The 19,727-nt window shown below is 45.9% G+C and carries 30 protein-coding genes; all 30 read right to left on the bottom strand.

All coding sequences use genetic code 11. The features are described 5' to 3' along the window. Window positions 1–11: 11 nt before the first annotated feature. The 30 genes from rpsD to rpoC all read right to left on the bottom strand — a co-directional run bounded on the left by rpsD (window position 12) and on the right by rpoC (window position 19,716). A complete protein-coding gene (rpsD, locus tag ACNQKP_RS13065) occupies window positions 12–638 on the bottom strand; it encodes a 30S ribosomal protein S4 (protein WP_011165329.1) in 627 nt (208 codons plus the stop codon). 10 nt (window positions 639–648) lie between these two features. After that, window positions 649–1,041, bottom strand: coding sequence for a 30S ribosomal protein S11 (gene rpsK / locus ACNQKP_RS13060; RefSeq protein WP_011165330.1), 393 nt, complete (start codon window positions 1,039–1,041; stop codon window positions 649–651). Between the two features lie 14 nt (window positions 1,042–1,055). Next, complete coding sequence (gene rpsM / locus ACNQKP_RS13055; RefSeq protein ID WP_011165331.1) at window positions 1,056–1,430, bottom strand: 30S ribosomal protein S13; 375 nt, start codon at window positions 1,428–1,430, stop codon at window positions 1,056–1,058. 2 nt (window positions 1,431–1,432) lie between these two features. Beyond that, entirely contained in the window at window positions 1,433–1,546 is a 114-nt protein-coding gene (gene rpmJ / locus ACNQKP_RS13050) for a 50S ribosomal protein L36 (protein WP_011165332.1), read from the bottom strand. 129 nt (window positions 1,547–1,675) lie between these two features. After that, window positions 1,676–2,311 (bottom strand): adenylate kinase, encoded by a 636-nt coding sequence (locus tag ACNQKP_RS13045; RefSeq protein WP_417865085.1) that lies wholly within the window; start codon window positions 2,309–2,311, stop codon window positions 1,676–1,678. Then, complete coding sequence (secY, locus tag ACNQKP_RS13040) at window positions 2,311–3,639, bottom strand: preprotein translocase subunit SecY (protein ID WP_088564475.1); 1,329 nt, start codon at window positions 3,637–3,639, stop codon at window positions 2,311–2,313. Before secY ends, ACNQKP_RS13045 begins: the two co-directional genes overlap by 1 nt. Continuing rightward, window positions 3,639–4,076 carry a 50S ribosomal protein L15 gene (gene rplO / locus ACNQKP_RS13035; RefSeq protein WP_088564474.1) on the bottom strand — a complete coding sequence of 146 codons (438 nt, stop codon included), beginning with the start codon at window positions 4,074–4,076 and terminating at the stop codon, window positions 3,639–3,641. The genes secY and rplO overlap by 1 nt, the downstream gene beginning before the upstream one ends. Window positions 4,077–4,079: 3 nt before the next feature. Then, a complete protein-coding gene (rpmD, locus tag ACNQKP_RS13030) occupies window positions 4,080–4,265 on the bottom strand; it encodes a 50S ribosomal protein L30 (protein WP_374033783.1) in 186 nt (61 codons plus the stop codon). A gap of 20 nt (window positions 4,266–4,285) precedes the next feature. After that, on the bottom strand, window positions 4,286–4,744 hold the full coding sequence (rpsE, locus tag ACNQKP_RS13025) for a 30S ribosomal protein S5 (RefSeq protein WP_041577917.1): 459 nt from the start codon (window positions 4,742–4,744) through the stop codon (window positions 4,286–4,288). A 10-nt stretch (window positions 4,745–4,754) separates the two neighbouring features. Continuing rightward, window positions 4,755–5,120: a 50S ribosomal protein L18 gene (gene rplR, locus ACNQKP_RS13020; protein ID WP_011165338.1), complete on the bottom strand. Its 366-nt coding sequence runs from the start codon at window positions 5,118–5,120 to the stop codon at window positions 4,755–4,757. A 12-nt stretch (window positions 5,121–5,132) separates the two neighbouring features. After that, a complete protein-coding gene (rplF, locus tag ACNQKP_RS13015; RefSeq protein ID WP_417865084.1) occupies window positions 5,133–5,675 on the bottom strand; it encodes a 50S ribosomal protein L6 in 543 nt (180 codons plus the stop codon). Between the two features lie 7 nt (window positions 5,676–5,682). Continuing rightward, window positions 5,683–6,072 carry a 30S ribosomal protein S8 gene (gene rpsH / locus ACNQKP_RS13010; protein WP_011165340.1) on the bottom strand — a complete coding sequence of 130 codons (390 nt, stop codon included), beginning with the start codon at window positions 6,070–6,072 and terminating at the stop codon, window positions 5,683–5,685. A gap of 10 nt (window positions 6,073–6,082) precedes the next feature. After that, window positions 6,083–6,388, bottom strand: a complete 306-nt coding sequence (rpsN, locus tag ACNQKP_RS13005; protein ID WP_417865083.1) for a 30S ribosomal protein S14 — start codon at window positions 6,386–6,388, stop codon at window positions 6,083–6,085. A 10-nt stretch (window positions 6,389–6,398) separates the two neighbouring features. Continuing rightward, the gene (gene rplE / locus ACNQKP_RS13000; RefSeq protein WP_011165341.1) at window positions 6,399–6,938 is read right to left on the bottom strand and encodes a 50S ribosomal protein L5; all 540 of its coding nucleotides are present in this window, start codon (window positions 6,936–6,938) and stop codon (window positions 6,399–6,401) included. A 10-nt stretch (window positions 6,939–6,948) separates the two neighbouring features. Continuing rightward, window positions 6,949–7,317, bottom strand: coding sequence for a 50S ribosomal protein L14 (gene rplN / locus ACNQKP_RS12995; protein WP_011165342.1), 369 nt, complete (start codon window positions 7,315–7,317; stop codon window positions 6,949–6,951). 9 nt (window positions 7,318–7,326) lie between these two features. Next, window positions 7,327–7,596: a 30S ribosomal protein S17 gene (gene rpsQ, locus ACNQKP_RS12990; RefSeq protein WP_041577921.1), complete on the bottom strand. Its 270-nt coding sequence runs from the start codon at window positions 7,594–7,596 to the stop codon at window positions 7,327–7,329. 9 nt (window positions 7,597–7,605) lie between these two features. Further along, window positions 7,606–7,797, bottom strand: a complete 192-nt coding sequence (gene rpmC, locus ACNQKP_RS12985; RefSeq protein WP_011165344.1) for a 50S ribosomal protein L29 — start codon at window positions 7,795–7,797, stop codon at window positions 7,606–7,608. A gap of 4 nt (window positions 7,798–7,801) precedes the next feature. Then, complete coding sequence (gene rplP, locus ACNQKP_RS12980) at window positions 7,802–8,209, bottom strand: 50S ribosomal protein L16 (RefSeq protein WP_041577922.1); 408 nt, start codon at window positions 8,207–8,209, stop codon at window positions 7,802–7,804. After that, a complete protein-coding gene (rpsC, locus tag ACNQKP_RS12975) occupies window positions 8,196–8,861 on the bottom strand; it encodes a 30S ribosomal protein S3 (RefSeq protein WP_011165346.1) in 666 nt (221 codons plus the stop codon). The genes rplP and rpsC overlap by 14 nt, the downstream gene beginning before the upstream one ends. Before the next feature lie 2 nt (window positions 8,862–8,863). Continuing rightward, entirely contained in the window at window positions 8,864–9,196 is a 333-nt protein-coding gene (rplV, locus tag ACNQKP_RS12970; protein ID WP_011165347.1) for a 50S ribosomal protein L22, read from the bottom strand. A 12-nt stretch (window positions 9,197–9,208) separates the two neighbouring features. After that, a complete protein-coding gene (gene rpsS / locus ACNQKP_RS12965; protein WP_011165348.1) occupies window positions 9,209–9,496 on the bottom strand; it encodes a 30S ribosomal protein S19 in 288 nt (95 codons plus the stop codon). Window positions 9,497–9,505: 9 nt separating this feature from the next. Continuing rightward, entirely contained in the window at window positions 9,506–10,324 is an 819-nt protein-coding gene (rplB, locus tag ACNQKP_RS12960; protein WP_011165349.1) for a 50S ribosomal protein L2, read from the bottom strand. 2 nt (window positions 10,325–10,326) lie between these two features. Further along, window positions 10,327–10,605 (bottom strand): 50S ribosomal protein L23, encoded by a 279-nt coding sequence (gene rplW, locus ACNQKP_RS12955; protein WP_011165350.1) that lies wholly within the window; start codon window positions 10,603–10,605, stop codon window positions 10,327–10,329. Next, entirely contained in the window at window positions 10,605–11,234 is a 630-nt protein-coding gene (gene rplD, locus ACNQKP_RS12950) for a 50S ribosomal protein L4 (protein WP_011165351.1), read from the bottom strand. Before rplD ends, rplW begins: the two co-directional genes overlap by 1 nt. 1 nt (window position 11,235) lies before the next feature. After that, window positions 11,236–11,898, bottom strand: coding sequence for a 50S ribosomal protein L3 (gene rplC, locus ACNQKP_RS12945; protein WP_011165352.1), 663 nt, complete (start codon window positions 11,896–11,898; stop codon window positions 11,236–11,238). 9 nt (window positions 11,899–11,907) lie between these two features. Continuing rightward, a complete protein-coding gene (gene rpsJ, locus ACNQKP_RS12940) occupies window positions 11,908–12,225 on the bottom strand; it encodes a 30S ribosomal protein S10 (RefSeq protein WP_011165353.1) in 318 nt (105 codons plus the stop codon). Between the two features lie 207 nt (window positions 12,226–12,432). Then, entirely contained in the window at window positions 12,433–14,538 is a 2,106-nt protein-coding gene (gene fusA / locus ACNQKP_RS12935; protein WP_011165354.1) for an elongation factor G, read from the bottom strand. Window positions 14,539–14,547: 9 nt separating this feature from the next. Beyond that, a complete protein-coding gene (gene rpsG / locus ACNQKP_RS12930) occupies window positions 14,548–15,021 on the bottom strand; it encodes a 30S ribosomal protein S7 (protein ID WP_011165355.1) in 474 nt (157 codons plus the stop codon). A gap of 10 nt (window positions 15,022–15,031) precedes the next feature. After that, entirely contained in the window at window positions 15,032–15,406 is a 375-nt protein-coding gene (rpsL, locus tag ACNQKP_RS12925; RefSeq protein WP_011165356.1) for a 30S ribosomal protein S12, read from the bottom strand. A gap of 182 nt (window positions 15,407–15,588) precedes the next feature. Next, window positions 15,589–19,716 (bottom strand): DNA-directed RNA polymerase subunit beta', encoded by a 4,128-nt coding sequence (gene rpoC, locus ACNQKP_RS12920; RefSeq protein ID WP_417865082.1) that lies wholly within the window; start codon window positions 19,714–19,716, stop codon window positions 15,589–15,591. Between the last annotated feature and the right edge of the window lie 11 nt (window positions 19,717–19,727).

The raw sequence follows: 19,727 nt of genomic DNA, 5'->3' as shown, positions 1-19,727 counted from the left end.
GAGAGGTAAAATTATCTTGAGTAGTATTCAACGATCATGTTCTCTTCAACAGCAACTGCTACGTCTTCACGATTCGGAAGATCTTTAACAGTTCCAGTGAACTTAGCATGATCGGCTTCAAGCCATGCTGGCACAGAGCGTCTAGCTACCGCTTGGATAGCAGACTGGATCTTAGCCATTTCGCGGCTTGATTCAGCAACTTGAATAACATCGCCTTTATTCACAAGAATGCTTGGGATGTTAGCTCTTTTACCATTCAACAGGAAATGGTTGTGCTTAACAAGCTGTCTTGCTTCGCGACGAGAATTTGCGTACCCCAAAGTGTACACAACGTTATCAAGGCGAGTCTCGAGGAATTTCAGAAGCGCATGACCGGTCAATTCTTTTGCACGGTTGGCTTCTCCAACATATTTCACAAATTGTTTCTCAGAAACGCCATAGTATCTTTTGGCTTTCTGTTTTTCACGCAATTGAAGCGCAAATTCAGAGAACTTCAAACGAGACTGACCATGTTGTCCTGGCGGATAAGGTCTTCTTTCGAAAGAACACTTATCTGTGTAACAACGGTCACCCTTCAAGAAAAGTTTCACGTTTTCGCGACGGCAAAGCTTACAAACGCTTTCGTTAATGCAGCTCACGATATACTCCTTAGATTCTTCTACGCTTAGGTGGACGGCAACCGTTGTGAGGAACTGGAGTCACGTCTTTAAGAGACAAGATTCTCATTCCAGTAGCAGCCAATGCACGAATTGCAGGCTCACGACCAGCGCCTGGTCCTTTCAAGTAAACGTCCACAGATTTCATGCCTGCTTCCATAGCTTTCTTTGCAGCGTCTTCTGCCGCGACTTGAGCTGCAAATGGAGTACCTTTACGGCTTCCTTTGAAACCGAGGTGACCTGCAGAGGACCAGGACACGGTAGCACCGGTTGGATCAGTCATCGTTACGATAACGTTACCGAACCCAGCTTGGATATAGCAGTTCCCTTGAGGAACGTTTCTTTTTACTTTTTTCTTTGTAACAGCTTTTTTATCAGTGTTCATTTACGCAACCTCAATTATACGGCTTTTTTCTTGTTAGCTACCGTCTTCTTAGGACCTTTGCGAGTACGTGCATTAGAACGAGTGTTCTGACCACGAACAGGCAAGCCTTTACGGTGGCGGATACCACGGAAGCAGTTCAAATCCATCAAACGTTTGATGGATTGACCGATTTCACGGCGCAAGTCACCTTCTACTTTGAAGTTTGCTTCAACGATGCTACGGATTTTAGCAATGTGCTCGTCAGTCAGGCCTTCAGTTCTTAGTTCAGAAGGAATACCAACTTGCTTGCAGATCATAGCAGCACGAGGACGGCCGATGCCGTAAATATAAGTCAGTGCGATTTCAACGCGCTTATTTCTAGGTAAGTCGACACCAAGGATACGTGCCATGATTAACCCTGCCTTTGCTTATGTTTAGGGTTCTCGCAGATAACGCGAATAACGCCTTTTCTTTTAATAACTTTACACTTGTTACAGATAGCCTTAACTGATGGTCTTACTTTCATAATGTCTTCCCATACGCTTATAGTTTCCACTTTTATTAAAAAGCGGAAATTCCAGCAAAAACACGAATGCGGTCCGGCACGCTAACACCGAAAAAACACAAAGTCTAGAGATAAAAATAATACAGCCGTCTATTTTATTATTTTTTCGATCTCTTTATAGACTTCTTCGGTGTCCCTATTTCCGTCCACTTCAGTATATTTGCCTGATTTTTTATAAAACTCTTTTAGGGGGCTTGTGAACTCTTCATAAGTCTTCAGGCGGGTCTCAATAACCTCAGCCTTGTCATCATTCCGTTGAATGACCTCACCACCGCACAAATCACATTTACCCTCTACTTTGGAGGGCTTACTGACTATATGATAGACAGCGCCGCAATTTTTACAAACGCGTCTGCCAGTCAGCCTATCCATCAGGATTCTCATTGGAACTTCAAGGAAGATAGCCTTCCCGATGGATAGATTCATTTTTACAAGTAATTCATCTAGAGCCTGAGCCTGAGCCACAGTTCTAGGGAAACCATCTAAAATAAAGTTTTGGAGGCCTTTTTGGAGAACTTCTTCAACCATGCCGATAACGATGCTATCTGGCACAAGTTGACCTTTATCCATAAATTCCTGGGCTTTTTTGCCGAGGTCCGTCTGGCCTTTAATGGCTGCTCTGAATAGATCGCCAGTGCTGATCTGTGTCATCTCCTGGCGTTTAATCAAAAGCTCAGACTGCGTACCTTTGCCGGCCCCCGGGGCTCCAAACAGGATCAAGTTCATTAGAACTGAACCCTTCTGCTACGGATCTTAGCACCCTTAAGGAAGCCCTCATATTTCTGAGTGATCATATGAGACTGGATCTGTTGAGCAGTATCCAAAGCAACACCCACCAAGATCAACAAGCTGGTACCACCGAAGTGGAATGGCACGTTGAATTGGTTAACCATGATGCCTGGAAGAATACAAATAGTACAAAGATAGATACAACCAACTACGTTTACACGCTCCAAAACTCTTTGGATGTAGTCTGCAGTGGACTTACCAGCGCGAACGCCAGGAACGAAACCACCGTATTTTTTCAGATTGTCTGCCACGTCGTTAGGATTGAAAACGATCTCCGTGTAGAAGAAGGAGAAGAAGACAATCAAAGCCACGAACATGATGTTGAAGATAGTGCCGGAAGGATTCAAAGAATCCTGAAGCGCCTTCAACCAAGGTGTGTTCACAAATTGCGCCATAGTCGCCGGGAACATCAACAAGGAGCTCGCGAAGATTGGCGGGATAACACCAGAGATATTAAGTTTGATAGGAAGATGGCTTGTCGGAGTCTGCATTGATTGCATACCGCCGCCACCTTGTCTTTGAGAGTACTGAACTGTGATTCTACGCTGAGCCACTTCCATATAGATAACGGCTGCGATGATCGCCACCATGAAGGCAACCAACAAAAGAACCAATGCAAAACGCATTTCACCAGTACGAACAAGCTCCCAAAGCTGTTGAGCACCACCCGGAATCGCAGCAGCGATACCTGTAAAGATGATCAGGGAAGTACCGTTACCGATACCACGCTCTGTAATTTGCTCACCCAACCACATGATAAAGCAGGTACCTGCTGTCAATGTGATGATAGTCATGATTTGGAACGGAAGGAATGCCACAGTTGGAGCGATCACTAAAGGATGTCCATCCGGGCTTGTAGAGTTCATCAACCATGTGCTGATGCCGTAACCTTGGATAATCGCCAAAGCCACAGTCGCATAACGAGTGTATTGGTTGATTTTGCGACGACCTTGCTCCCCTTCTTTCTTAAGAGCTTCCAGATACGGGATCGCAGAAGTCAAAAGTTGGAAGATGATGGAAGAGGAGATGTAAGGCATGATTCCCAGTGCAAAGATACTGAACTGGGAAAGTGCACCACCAGTAAAGGTGTTAAATAGGCCAAAAATTCCACGGCTCTGAGCCTGAAAAAAAGAGAGCACCGCAGATCCGTCTACTCCAGGAGTCGGAACGTGTACACCAATTCTGTAGATGGCCAAAAGGGCCAATGTGAACAAGATGCGCTTACGAAGATCAGAATTTTTTGCGATGCTCTCAATTGCAGACACTACTTAATTACCTCGACTTTGCCGCCAGCAGCTTCGATAGCTTTCTTGGCGCTTTCTGAGAATTTATGAGCTTTTACAGTCAAAGCTGTTTTAAGCTCGCCATTTCCCAAAATCTTAACAGCGCCTTTGGAAATAAGTCCAGCAGCGTGTAGAGATTCAGGAGTGACTTCTCCAGAAAATTTAGCAAGTTGGCCAACGTTTACAATCTCAAAGTTATTTGCGAATGCTACGTTGCTGAAACCAAACTTAGGAAGACGACGGTGCATAGGTGTTTGACCACCCTCGAAGCCACGACGCACTGTCCCGCCTGTGCGAGCCAATTGACCTTTGTGACCTTTGGTAGAAGTGCCGCCCATGCCAGAACCGATACCACGACCGATTCTTTTTGGAGCATGCTTGGATCCTGCCTTAGGTGCCAATGTTTTAAGCAAGCTCATGAATTACCCCTTAACTTCAACATCAAGAAGATGTTGAACTTTCATGATATTACCACGTGCCGCAGCAGAATCTTTCACTTCAACAGTTTGGTGAAGTTTCTTAAGACCAAGGATACGAACTGCATCCTTTTGATCTTGCGTGCATTTGATAGTTGATCTTTTCAAAGTTACTACGAATGTTTTAGCCATTTTTGCCACCAGTCCGCGAATTAAAGCTGTTGTTTCAACTGCTTTAAGCCGTCGATTGTTGCTCTTACAGCATTGTGCGGATTACGAGTACCAACACATTTAGTAAGAATGTCTTTTACACCTACAGATTCAAGAACGGCACGTACCGCACCACCCGCGATGACACCAGTACCTGGAGCAGCTGGTTTCATGATAACCTTAGCTGCACCAAATCTACCGATAACTTCGTGAGGGATCGTACGACCTTCCTTCAAAGCTACAGATTTAGCAGATTTTTTAGCGGATCTGCTTGCTTTACCGATTGCTTCTGGAACTTCACCAGCTTTGCCGGAACCGAATCCAACATCACCAGCTTTGTTGCCTACAACTACTAGAGCTGCGAAAGAGAAGCGACGACCACCCTTAACAACTTTTGTTACGCGGTTGATCGCTACTACACGCTCTTCTAATTCAGCTGCTTGAGCTTGAACTTTCTCCACACATCACTCCTTAGAAATTCAGGCCGCCCTCACGAGCGCCGTCAGCAAGAGATTTAACACGTCCATGATAGAGATAACCGTTTCTATCGAATACAACGTCCTTGATGTTTTTGGCAGTTGCAGCTTTAGCCGCTTCCATACCAACAAGTTTCGCCATATCGATACCGGATTTGTCCTCTTTACCCAAAGAAGAAACAGCCACCAGAGTGTTGCCATCTACGTCATTGATAATCTGAGCGTAAACGTGCTTACCGCTTCTGAATACGCAAAGACGAGGTCTTTCCGCAGTTCCTTTAACGGTCTTGCGGATTCTGATCTTCTTCTTGAGGCGATTTACTTTTCTTTCGCTTGTATGCTTACTAAATTTCAATTTCATACTTTACCTCAATTATTTACCAGCAGACTTACCGGCTTTACGTCTGATCTGCTCACCAGCGTAACGAACACCTTTACCCAGGTAAGGCTCTGGTGGACGGAAGGAGCGGATTTTCGCTGCTACCTGACCAACAAGCTCTTTACTTGGACCATTCACGGTCAAGCTGGTTTGCTTCTCAACTTTAATTTCAATACCTTCTGGAATATCGAAGATAACAGGGTGAGAGAAGCCCAAAGAAAGCTCCAACTTTTTACCTGCTACGTTTGCACGATATCCAACCCCTTGAAGCTCCAAGCCTCTAGAGAAACCCTTAGTCACGCCAGTTACTGCGTTCTGAATAAGAGCTCTGTAAAGACCGTGCATCGCGCGGCTTTCTTTTGTGTCGTCATTCGGAGTCAAAACTACTTTGTTGCCGTCGATTTTCGCGGAAACATTTGGTTTCATACCGATTTTCAAAGAGCTTTTCGCACCTTTAACGACTACTTCGTTAGCAGGTGTAACGCTCACTTGTACTGTGTTATCAAAAACAACGGGTGCTTTTCCAATACGAGACATGATTCACCTACCAAAGTGTCGCAAGCAATTCGCCACCGAGTTTTTGCTCTGTAGCTTGCTTACCGCTCATGATTCCTTTGCTTGTGCTGATGATGGACATGCCCATACCAGAACGAACAGTTGGAATCTTGTCAGATTTAACATAAACGCGACGACCAGGACGGCTAACACGGTCAATATTATTGATCGCGTGGCCACCAGCTTCGTCATACTTCAAATAAACACGCATAATGCCTTGTTTGCTGTCTTTAGCAACTTTAAAGCTTCTGATGAAACCTTCGTTTACCAAGATCTGAGCAATACCGGCTCTTACTTTAGAAGCAGGCATATCCACTTTTTCGTGTTTTGCTGCTCCAGCGTTTCTGATCATTGTAAGGAACTGAGAAATTGTATCCATTCTGAACCTCTTACCAGCTGGCTTTCGTTACGCCAGGCAATTTACCGTCAAGGGCCAATTGTCTGAACGCAATACGAGACAAACCGAACTTTCTGTAGTTACCACGAGGGCGACCAGAGATCACACAACGAGTGATAGTGCGGTTTGGGTTAGTGTCACGAGGAAGACCCTGCAGCTTAGTGCGTGCAGCGGCTCTTTCTTCGTCAGAAAGCTTCATATCAACAGCTTTAGCTCTCAATTCTGCTCTGTATTGACCATACTTAGCAGCAAGAGCTTTTCTTTTATTATTTTTTTCAATGCTTGCTTTACGAGCCAAGTGACACCTCTTATTTTCTGAAAGGCATGCCAAGCGCTTCAAGTAGCGCTCTGCCTTCAGTATCGTTCTTCGCAGTTGTACAGATAGTGATGTTCATCCCACGAGTTTTATCTACTTTATCGTAGTTGATCTCAGGGAACACGATCTGCTCTTTCAAGCCCATGTTGTAGTTACCACGACCATCGAAGCCTTTGTTAGGCAAGCCACGGAAGTCACGTACGCGAGGTAGTGCCAACGTGTTCAGACGATCCATGAAAGACCACATTTTCTCTCTTCTCAAAGTCACGCGAACGCCCAATGGGATGCCAGCGCGCAATTTGAAGTTGGAAATTGCCTTCTTTGCTTTAGTGATAACAGCTTTTTGTCCAGTGATCGCTGTGATTTCATCAACCACAGTGTTCAAGATTTTTGGATTCTGAACAGCTTCGCTCAAGCACACGCTAAGAGTGATTTTCTCCAAGCGAGGAACTTGCATCACGTTTTTAACTCCCAGTTGATTCTTCAGAGCGGGAGCGATCTCTTTATTATATCTTGTATGTAAGCGATTCATCTCATACCCCTTATAGAACTTCCGGAGCCAAAGATACGATCTTAACGAAAGACTTTGCTCTCAATTCTCTGGCTACTGGGCCAAAGATACGTGTTCCGATTGGCTCTTTAGAAGCATTGATCAAAACTGCAGAGTTGTCGTCGAAGCGGATGTAAGATCCGTCTGGACGACGAAGTTTTGCTACAGTTCTAACAACAACAGCTTTAGCTACGTCACCTTTTTTTACTTTTGCATTTGGCAGAGCTTCTTTGATGGAAACAACGATAACATCACCAATGGATGCTACACGACGTTTAGAACCACCAAGAACCTTAACGCACATAACTTCTTTTGCGCCGGAGTTATCTGCTACATTCAGTCTGGTTTGCATTTGAATCATAACAGTCTCCTATGCCTTCGCCGTTTCAACGACTTCAGCCAAAGCCCAACGTTTAGTTTTGCTCAGAGGACGAGTTTCACGGATCTTAACGATGTCACCAACTTTTGCCTGGTTCTTTTCGTCATGAGCCTTGAATACAGACGTCTTCTTAACGTACTTACCGTACTTAGCGTGCTTAACCATGCGGTAGATCAGAACAGAGATGGTTTTATCCATCTTGTCACTGATAACTTCACCTACGACTTCAATTTTACGGCCTCTAGAATTAGTTTCAGTCATTTCCTACCCCTATCTCGCCACTTTTTTTACGATCGCTGTATTGATTTTAGCGATGTCGCGGCGAAGACCACGGATTTGCACTGGGTTAGAAAGTTGCCCAATGGAATTCTTGATACGTGCCTGGAACAACTCTTCAGAAAGAGCTGCTCTTTTCTTTTTCAATTCTGCAACAGAAAGATCTTTGATCTCTACGAACTTCATACAACTACTCCCTTACCAAGAAACGAGTTTTGAAAGGAAGTTTGTGAGCTGCACGTTCGAAAGCTTCTTTAGCTTGTTCGCGTGTCACACCGTTCATTTCGAAAAGAACTTTTCCAGGAAGAACACGAGCAACCCATAGTTCCGGGTTACCTTTACCGCTACCCATACGAGTTTCAGCAGGTTTCTTAGTTACCGGGATGTTTGGGAACACACGGCACCAGATTTTACCACCACGCTTAACAGAACGGGAGATAGCGATACGACCAGCTTCCAACTGACGAGCAGTCAGACGACCTTCCTCGATTGCCTGAAGACCGTAGTCTCCGAAATCAAGGTTAGCGCCTCTTACTGCAAAACCAGTAGCGCGGCCTACAAATTGTTTACGCCATTTTACTCTTTTAGGACTTAACACGACCTGCCTCCTCAACTTCGCGAGCAGATAAGATATCGCCTTTATAGATCCAAACTTTCAGACCGATGATACCGTATGCTGTCAGGGATTCTGCTGTACCGTAGTCGATATCAGCACGCAATGTATGAAGAGGAACGCTCTTCTCATTGTACCACTCTGAACGCGCAATCTCTGCACCATCAAGACGCCCGGAAACACGGATCTTGATACCTCTCACGCCGCCTTTGATCGCAGCTGCAATAGATTTTTTAAGAGCTCTTCTCCAAGAGATACGTTTCTCAAGTTGTTGAGCAATGCTCTCAGCAACGAGCTGAGCATCGAGGTCTGGTTTGCGCACTTCTTGGATGCTCAGGAAAACTTCGTTGGGTGTAAGTTTTTGAACTTCCGCTTTCAGAGCGTCGATACCACTACCTTTTTTACCAATAACAACACCTGGGCGAGCTGTGGAGATGATGATTTTAATCTTCTTCGCAGCACGTTCCATTTCAATTTTCGCTACACCCGCGTTCTTAAGTTTATCCTTAAGGAACTTTCTCAAACGGATGTCTTCGTGGAGGTTTTCATAATATTGTTGACCCTTCGCATACCAGCGAGAATCCCAAGTTCTGATAACACCGACTCTTAGACCAATTGGATTAACCTTCTGACCCACGACTATTTCTCCTCGAGTACTACGTTAATGTGGCTGGTCTTCTTACGAACACCGAACGCGCGACCTTGTGCACGAGGACGGAATCTTTTAAGAACTGGACCTTGATCAACCCAGATAGCTTTAACATAAAGGCTGTCTACATCCATAACCTTTTTGTATTCAGCATTGGCAACAGCTGATTCGATTAGCTTTTTTACCATACCTGCAGTTTTTTTGTTCAGGAAAGTAAGGGTTTTAACTGCCTCGTTCACGTCTTTACCGCGAACCAGGTCAGCAACCAATCTTGCTTTCTGAGCGCCAACTCTTGCATATTTCAAGCTTGCTTTAACTTCCATAATAAACCTCTATTACTTCTTCGCAGCAGGAGCAGCGGCTTTCTTCTCAGCGTGACCATGGAAAGTTCTGGTTGGAGCAAACTCACCGAGTTTGTGACCAATCATGTTCTCTGTGATGTATACAGGAACGAACTTTCTTCCGTTATGAACTGCGAATGTCAGTCCAATTGTCTCTGGAAGAATTGTTGAGCGGCGAGACCAAGTTTTAATAACTTTTTTATCATTTTTCTCAAGTGCATTGTCGATTTTCTTCTGAACATGAGTATCGACGAATGGACCTTTTTTAATTGAGCGTGCCACCTTTTACTCCTACTTACGTCTCTTGATGATTGAAGAGTTGGTTCTCTTATTGTTTCTAGTTTTGAACCCCTTACAAGGTTGACCCCAAGGAGTTACCGGGTGATGCCCTTTACCAACGCCTTCACCACCACCGAGTGGGTGATCAACTGGATTCATGTGCATACCACGTACAGAAGGACGGATACCTCTCCAACGAGAGCGACCTGCTTTACCTAGATTGATGTTTTCATTGTCAGTGTTACCAACTTGACCGATAGAAGCACGGCAAACTGTCAACACTTGTTTCAACTCACCAGATGGCATACGTACTTGGCAGTACTTGTCGCCTTTACCAGCAAGAGTCGCGCTTGCACCAGCACCACGGCAGATTTGACCACCTTTGCCTGGACGCAATTCGATATTGTGAATAACAGTACCAACCGGAATAGCACCCAAAGTCAGGGAGTTACCTGGTTTGATATCGGCTTTATCAGAAGAGATAACAGTATCGCCAACATTCAAACCTACTGGAGCAAGGATATAAGCCTTAGCGCCATCGATGTAGGAGATCAGAGCAATACGGCAAGTTCTGTTCGGATCGTACTCGATCGCGATAACTTTTGCTGCAACTTCAAGCTTGTTACGCTTGAAATCAACCAAACGGTATTTTCTCTTATGACCGCCACCTTGGTGACGAATAGTGATTTGACCGTGATTGTTACGCGCAGCTTGTTTCTTAAGAGGAGCTAGCAAAGACTTCTCTGGAGTAGTCTTAGTGATTTCTTTGAAATCGAAACCAGTCATTCCTCTGCGACCATGAGAGCGTGGGGCAAATGTTTTAATACCCATCTTTATACTCCCTCAAAAAGAGCGATCTTCTCACCTTCAGCAAGCTTAACGTAAGCTTTCTTCCAGTAAGCGACCTTGGTTAGACCGAATTTAGTTTGCTTAGAGTGACCGCGGCAGACGCTAGTTCTTACGCTATCAACTTTAACTTTAAAGTTTTTCTCAACAGCGGCTTTTACTTCTGTCTTAGAGGACTTCAAGTCCACTTCGAACACGTATACGCCAGCAGCGTTGTGATAAGTATTTTTCTCAGTAATGAGAGGGGCTTTAATTACTTGTTTCATTACGCCTTCTCCAATGAACAACGATCTACGATTTTAGCCACAGAATCTTTAGTGATAACAGCAGCGTCGTACTTCAATAGATCAAACACGTTCAAACCTTCAACTGGGAAGTATTTGAATGTTGGAAGATTCTTGGAAGCACGGTTGAATTTGTCATCAACTACAGAGTCAACCAATACAGCTTTTTTCAAACCGAAAGCTTGCAAACGTTTGTTAAGCTCAGCAGTTTTACCTTCAGAAGCCATGCTGTCCACGATGAACAGTTTGCCTTCTTTTTGAAGGTGAGAAAGTGCCATGCTCAGACCCAAACGACGAACTTTTTTAGGCAGAACGAAAGCGTAGCTGCGAGGCTGAGGACCGAAAGCGGTACCACCACCAGGCATCAAGATAGAACGGCTGGAACCTTGACGAGCTCCACCAGTACCTTTTTGTTTAAACGGCTTTTTACCACCACCAGACACAAGACCTTTAGTCTTAGTCATGTGAGTGCCTTGACGACGAGCCGCCAATTGCCATTGAACTACTGTATGAAGAACTTCCTTTTTAACAGGAGTTTCGAACACATCAGCAGCAAGCTCAACGGAGCCAACTTTTTCTTTTTTCCAGTTCAATACATTTACTGTTGCCATACTATTCTCTCACCAACTTAACCAAAGTGTTTCTAGCACCTGGAACTGGCCCTTTTACCATCAGAACGTTTTCTTCAGCGATGATCTGAACAACTTCTACGTTCTTAACAGTGACAGTTTCAGCACCCAAATGACCTGGGAATTTCTTACCCGGCATTACGCGACCTGGCCATGTTCTGTTACCAGAAGAACCCGGACGACGGTGGAATTTAGAACCGTGGGATGCAGGACCACCTGCGAAGCCCCAACGTTTCACGGAACCAGCGAAACCTTTACCTTTAGACTTGGAAGTGATTTTTACGAAATCACCTTTAGCCAAGCTGTCGATAGAGATTTGCGCGCCAACAACAGTGCCTTCTGGAGCAGCTTGACGAAGTTCTTTTACGAACTGAGCGCCATTTTCGAAGCCAGCTTTTTCAAGGTGACCTTTTTCTGCTTTGTTGGAGTTTTTAGCTTTTTTAGGGTGGCAAGCTACCTGAATAGCTTCGTAACCATCTGCTTCGTTAGTTTTGATTTGAGAAACAAACCAAGGCTCATAACGAAGAACTGTAACAGGAACAGCTTCGCCGTTCTCGTTATAGATAGTAGCCATACCTTCTTTGAAGGCGAACAGGCCGTTTAATTTAAGACCTGCAGTATTTTGAGTTTCTGTAGTTTCGCTCACGTCTTACCTCTAAACCGCAGAAAGTTTGATTTCAACATCTACACCAGCAGAAAGATCCAGCTTCATAAGCTGATCTACTGTCTGTTGAGTTGGTTCTAAAATATCGAGCATACGCTTGTGAGTTCTCACTTCGAATTGTTCACGAGATTTTTTATCTACGTGCGGAGAACGCAATACAGTGTAGCGGTTGATGCGAGTAGGCAAGGGAATTGGACCCGCAACTTTAGCGCCTGTACGACGAGCAGTCTCAACGATTTCTTTCGTCGACTGGTCAAGCAGTTTATGATCGAATGCCTTCAATCTGATTCTAATCTTCTGACTTTGCATATGGACACTCTTCTCTTTTATAAAGTATCGTAATTACTAGCAAATTTGTTAACGTTCAACGTCCTGATCCCATCGAAAACTTGCCCCGAATTAGCCCTTGCGGCCTGAATCGCCTTCAACGCGGGGGGTTTTTTGTAGATATAGACGCTATGAGTGCGCGAGTATGCGCACTTTGAAATATAATGTCAAAGGGAAATATTATTTTTTTTAATATCTTCCCATTTTATGGAGAATGTCCGTTTTTACCTTCGCAGGCACAATGGCATATTCCAAAAATTCCATACTGAAGCTTGCTCGCCCTTGGCTCAAACTGCGGACATCCGTCGCATAACCAAAGAGACTCGCCAGAGGGGCTTCGGCCGAAATAACCTGACCACCACCCTGCTTCACATTCATCGCCAGGATCTTTCCACGGCGGGCATTTAAATCACCCACAATGTTCCCGACGAAATCATCCGGACAAGTCACCTCTAGCTTAAAGATAGGCTCTAAAAGCTCTACAGAGGCTGCCTTAACCGCATCCCGGAATGCCAGGGAGGCAGCCGCCTTAAAGGCCATCTCACTGGAGGAATCGGGACGAACTTCAACTGAATTTAAGGTCCCCTTAATACCCAGCATTGAACAGCTTGCCAAAGGACCAACCTCAGCAGCTTCACGGAAGCCCGATTCGGCAGCCTTCAACATAGGGGCTGTAAATTCTTTAGACACAGCCACTTTACTGATGAACTGGATGCCATCCGCCTGAGAAATAGGCTCGATGGAAAGGGAGACTTTGGCAAAGTGAGTTTCGCCAGCAATCTCACGCTCGTAAACGTGCTCTGCTTTGGCGGCAACCGTGATGGTTTCACGATAGGAAACCTGCGGTTTACCCACGTTGGCCTGGATCTTATGCTCACGAAGCAAACGATCCACAAGAATTTCCAAATGCAATTCACCCATGCCAGAAAGCAGGATTTGCCCAGTTTCCGGATCCGTGCGCAGACGGCAGGATGGATCTTCTTTTTCAAGTTTAGCCAGGCCAGCCAACATCTTTTCCTGGTCCGCAGAGGACTTCGCCTCTACCGCCACGGAAATCACCGGCTCTGGGAATGTGATGGTCTCAAGAACCACAGCATGAGAGCTTTCACACAGAGTGTCCCCTGTACCTGTGAACTTAAGACCGATAACCGCACCGATATCCCCCGCCTTCAGGCTGTTGATTTCTTCACGGGAATTCGCATGCATTTTCACCAGCTTCTGAATGCGCTCTTTTTTCTGAGTGCGCGGGTTCAAAAGCTGCTCCCCGACTTTCACTTCACCGGAGTAAACACGGATATAAGTCAAAGTGCCGGCAAACGGATCATTGGCAATTTTGAAAGCCAATGCAGCCGCGTGAGCATCAAATTCAGTTTTACAGATGATTTCTTTATCAGGACGCTCAGGATCGTGACCCACGATTGCAGGCACTTCCAGAGGCGACGGAAGGTAGTCAATGACCCCATCCAACAAAGGCTGAACACCTTTGTTTTTGAAAGCGGCTCCACAGAATACCGGGAAGGCTTTCAATTCAAGAGTCCCTTTGCGCAAAGCACGTTTTAGCTCTGGCACAGTGACTTCTTCTCCATTGAGATACTTCTCAAGAAGTTCGTCTTCAAATTCAACGATCTTCTCAATGACCTCAGTGCGGAAGCGGTTTACTTCCTCTTTCATGTCATTGGGAACATCGGTAATTTCGAAATGGTCACCCATTCCGGACTGATCCCACATGTAGGCTTTATTTTCGAGCAAATCAACAACACCACGGAAGGTGTCTTCCATGCCGATTGGAACCTGCACAGGGATTGGGTTCGCGTTCAGCTTTTCCTTGATCGTCCCGAAGGACATCACAAAGTCAGCACCAACACGGTCCATTTTATTTACGAAGCAAATGCGGGGAACTTTGTATTTATCAGCCTGTTTCCAAACGGTTTCAGACTGAGGCTCAACCCCATTCACGCCATCGAAAACTGCGATCGCGCCATCCAATACACGCAAAGAACGCTCAACTTCAATTGTGAAGTCGACGTGGCCCGGAGTATCGATGATGTTGATTCTGTGATCTTTCCAGAACGCCATGGTTGCAGCAGACGTGATAGTGATACCGCGTTCCTGCTCCTGAACCATCCAGTCCATGGTGGCATCACCATCATGGACCTCGCCGATTTTATGACTTTTACCTGTATAGTAAAGAATGCGTTCGGTGGTGGTCGTCTTACCGGCATCGATGTGAGCCATGATGCCGATATTACGAGTGTACTTGAGATCAGCTACAACTTTAGGATCTTTAGCTGACATCTGAACAGATTACCAATTGTAGTGAGAGAATGCCTTGTTGGATTCAGCCATTCTGTGAACGTCGTCTTTCTTCTTAATAGCATTTCCTCTATTATTGTACGCGTCCAAGAATTCGCCAGCCAAACGTTTCGCCATGTCTTTCTCACCGCGCTCGCGAGAGTACTCAACCAACCAACGCATAGCCAAAGCCAAACGACGGGATGGACGAACATCTACTGGAACTTGGTAAGTAGCACCACCTACACGGCGGGAGCGAACTTCGATAGACGGTTTAACGTTCTCAAGAGCTTTTTTGAAAACTGCCAAAGGCTCTTCACCTTGAACTTTGCCTTCAAGCTCTTTCAAAGCACCGTAGAACAACTTTTGAGAAGTTGCTTTTCTACCTTGAATCATCATTTTATTGATGAACTTAGCAATTACTAGATCCTTGAAAACCGGATCTGGAATGATTTCTCTTTTAAAGGTCTTTTTACGACGTGACATCTCTCAATCCTTATTTCTTAGGTCTCTTAGTACCGTATTTAGAACGGGCGCGCAGACGACCGTTTACACCTTGAAGGTCCAATACCCCACGAACGATGTGGTAACGAACACCCGGCAAATCCTTCACACGACCACCGCGGATTAGTACAACGGAGTGCTCTTGAAGGTTATGGCCGATACCAGGGATGTAAGAGATAACTTCGAAGCCATTGGAAAGACGAACTTTTGCAACTTTACGAAGTGCGGAGTTCGGCTTCTTTGGAGTCGTTGTATAAACACGTGTACAAACACCGCGACGCTGAGGACAAGAGTCCAAAGCTGGTGATTTTGTTTGGTTTTTTTGAACAGTACGCTCACTTTTGATGAGCTGATTAATTGTTGGCACTTTATATACCCCTTAAAAACAATTATGCGGTTCTGGACGCTGGAACTTACATTTCGGTGACGCCCAGGTCAAGACTTTGTTGTTAAAATTACATTTATCCATGAAAAGCGGCGTGAGGTCCCCAATCCATGAGCTTTTTACCCTACGCCGGCCTGTGAAGCCGGCGATCAGGTGGTCTTACTTTAGCCTTGAGGCTGTACGGAAGACGTCATACCCGGCAATGCAACAAAGCCGATATCGTCATCTTCATGCACAGACACTTTCCAGCGTTTGTAAGATGTCAAACCAGTTCCCGCAGGAATCAGACGACCCATGATGATATTCTCTTTCAGGCCACGCAAATGGTCTGTACGAGAATTGATCGCTGCTTCCGTAAGAACTTTTGTAGTTTCCTGGAAGGACGCTGCTGAAATCCAGCTGTCGGTGCTCAAAGAAACCTTAGTAATACCAAGAAGAAGTGGGCTGCAAGTAGCAGGTTGGCCACCTTCTTTGTTAATACGTTCGTTTTCTTCCATGTAAGCGTATCTTTCAACTTGCTCACCAGCCAGGAAGCGGCTGTCGCCGGCATCACGGATTTCTACTTTACGTAGCATCTGACGAACAATGACTTCGATATGCTTGTCATTGATACCAACCCCTTGAAGTCTGTAAACTTCTTGGATTTCATCTACAAGGTATGCAGACAAGGCTTTAGCACCCAGAACCGCCAGAATGTCATGAGGATTTGTTGGACCATCCATCAAAGCCTCACCGGCTCTTACGTACTCACCTTCTCTTACAGCAACGTGCTTACCTTTAGGGATGAGGTATTCTTTTTGCTCACCCACTTCAGGAGTTACGATCACACGTTGTTTACCTTTAACGTCTTTACCGAATGTCACATAACCATCGATCTCAGAGATGATAGCTGCTTCTTTCGGTTTACGAGCCTCAAACAATTCGGCAACGCGCGGAAGACCCCCGGTGATATCCTTCGTTTTCGAAGCTTCACGGTGCATCTTCGCGATTACGTCACCCGCATGCACTTCCTGCTGATCCGCAACTAGCAACTGAGCCCCAACTGGGATCAGGTAACGAGCCGGGATGTCACGACCAGGAAGATTCAATGTTTTACCAGCGCCATCCACCAGGAAGACAGTTGGTTTAACATCGGAAGACTTGGATTCCATGATAACTTTGGTCGCGAAACCAGTTACCGCATCCACTTGCTCCTGCATTGTGGAACCTTCTTCGATATCCTGATATTGGATCTTCGCAGAAACCTCTGCGATGATTGGATTCGAATATGGATCCCATTCCGCAACAGTCTGACCTTTGGCAACTTTGTCGCCTTCTTTGAAGTTCAAAACAGCGCCGTATACGAGCTTGAAGTTTTCACGCTCACGACCTGCTTCGTCGATCACAAGAGCAGAACCGTTACGATTCATCACAGTCAACTTGCCGTTACGGTTCGCCACTGCATGAACGTTTTGTAGTTTAATAGTACCGTCATAACGGGATGTGTGAACAGATTGCTCAACCGCACGAGAAGCCGCACCACCCAAGTGGAACGTTCTCATCGTCAACTGGGTACCCGGCTCACCGATGGATTGAGCGGCGATAATACCCACTGTTTCACCCAGGTTCACAGTCGCACCACGGGACAAATCACGTCCGTAGCACTTCACGCAAACACCGCGTTTAGACTGACAGATAAGAGCAGAACGGATGTCGACTTTGTCGATACCACGGCCTTCGATGATCTTAACGTCATTTTCAGTGATTTCCTGATTAGCACGAACCACAACTTCGTTTGTCGCTGCATCAACAACGTCTTTCAAAGCTGTACGGCCCAGGATACGGTCACCGATGTTTTGTACGATCTCACCCGCTTCGTAAATCGGAGTGATTTCCAAACCATCTTCAACACCGCAATCGATCTCGGACACAACAACGTCCTGAGCAACGTCAACCAAACGACGAGTCAGGTAACCGGAGTTCGCTGTTTTCAATGCGGTATCGGCCAAACCTTTACGCGCACCGTGCGTGGAGATGAAGTACTGGATAACTGTCAAACCTTCACGGAAATTTGCAGTGATCGGAGTCTCGATGATCTCACCGGAAGGTTTCGCCATCAGACCACGCATACCACCCAACTGACGGATCTGAGCAGCGGAACCACGGGCTCCGGAGTCAGCCATGATGTAAATTGGATTGAAGGAAGGACCCACAACCTCTTTACCATTCACGTTGAATGTTTGCTTTTCGATCGCGTTCATACCTTCTTTAGCAATTTTGTCTGCAGTCTGCGCCCAGATGTCGACCACTTTATTGTAGCGCTCACCATCTGTGATCAAACCTTCGTCATACTGCTGCTGAATCTCAGTAACTTGTTTTTCTGCGTCAGCGATCATCGGAGCTTTCGCCGCCGGGATCACCATGTCATCGATACCGATGGACATACCTGCTGCAGTTGAATACTTGAAGCCGTATTCCATGATCTTGTCAGCAAGGATGCAGGTCGCTTTTGCACCGGCAAGACGGAAAGTCTTGTCGATCAGGGCCGCGATCTGTTTTTTACCCATTGTCACGTTCACTTCGTTGAACGGAACTTCTTTAGGAACGATATCAGAAAGGATTGCACGACCCACTGTGGTCTCTTGCAGAGTTCCGTTGATACGAACCTTACATACTGCCTGAAGGTCTACCAGACCTGTTTCAAACGCGTATTGAGCTTCCTGAACGCTGGAGAAGGCTTTGCCTGATCCTTTGGCGCCCGGACGCATACGAGTCAACCAGTACATACCCAACACGATATCCTGGGAAGGATTGATGATAGGTTTACCGTTGGCAGGAGAAAGGATGTTGTTCGTGGACATCATCAGAACGCGTGCTTCAACCTGGGATTCCACAGAAAGTGGAACGTGAACTGCCATCTGGTCACCGTCGAAGTCGGCATTGAACGCCGTACATACCAACGGGTGCAGCTGGATAGCTTTACCTTCGTGAAGAACAGGCTCGAACGCCTGGATACCAAGTCTGTGCAGGGTTGGTGCACGGTTCAGAAGAACCGGGTGCTCTTTCACCACGTCAGCAAGGATATCCCAAACTTCAACTGTTTCCTGATCAACCAAGCGTTTGGCTTGTTTGATAGTGGTCGCAAGACCTTTTTCTTCAAGTTTGTTGTAAACGAATGGTTTGAACAACTCGAGAGCCATTTTCTTCGGAAGACCGCACTGATGAAGTCTCAGAGTAGGTCCAACGGTGATAACGGAACGACCAGAGTAGTCTACACGTTTACCCAAAAGGTTTTGACGGAAACGACCCTGCTTACCTTTCAACATATCAGAAAGGGAGCGAAGAGGACGTTTGTTCGGACCAGTGAAGGTCTTACCGCGACGACCGTTATCCAACAAAGCGTCCACTGCTTCTTGAAGCATACGCTTTTCGTTTCGGATGATGATGTCTGGAGCGTTCAGCTCCTGAAGACGTTTCAAACGGTTGTTACGATTGATAACACGGCGGTACAGGTCATTCAGGTCAGACGTCGCGAAACGGCCACCATCAAGAGGTACCAATGGACGAAGATCAGGAGGAAGAACCGGAAGTGCTTCCAACATCATCCACTCTGGCTTGTTGATGGAACCTTTGAAGGCCTCAACAACGCGCAGGCGTTTAGTCAATTTTTTGATACCAGCTTCAGACTTGGTGTCTTTAACTTCCAAGCGAAGTTTGCGGGAAAGGTATTCAGGATCGATTTTTTTCAAAAGATCACGAACTGCCTCACCACCCATTCCGTATTTGAAGGATGGGCCGAACTCATTCAGAGCCGCTTGCAATGCTTCTTCAGTCAGCACCTGGCCTTCTTCCAATGTAGTTTCCATTGGATCGATAACCACGTGTGCTTCACAGTAAAGAACCTTTTCAACGTCTTTCAAAGAAAGATTCAAAAGGTTACCAATACGAGAAGGCAAAGAACGCAGGAACCAGATATGGGCTACTGGAGTCGCCAATTCGATGTGACCAAGGCGCTCACGGCGAACCTTGGTCTGAGTCACTTCAACGCCGCACTTTTCACAGACGACGCCACGGTACTTCATACGTTTGTACTTACCGCACAAGCACTCGTAGTCCTTGATCGGACCGAAGATCTTCGCACAGAACAAGCCGTCACGCTCAGGCTTGAAAGTACGATAGTTGATAGTTTCTGGCTTCTTAACTTCACCAAATGACCATTCACGAATCATTTCAGGTGACGCCAACGAAACTCGTACGGCGTCAAACGAAAGTGGATCTTTTGGTTTATCGAAAAAATTCAACAAGTCTCTCAAAGAACACCCCT

The organism is Bdellovibrio bacteriovorus, assembly GCF_048286975.1.
Taxonomy (GTDB): domain Bacteria; phylum Bdellovibrionota; class Bdellovibrionia; order Bdellovibrionales; family Bdellovibrionaceae; genus Bdellovibrio; species Bdellovibrio bacteriovorus_H.
The sequence above is the reverse complement of the archived record's forward strand: the minus strand, read 5'-3'. Positions and strand labels throughout refer to the sequence as shown.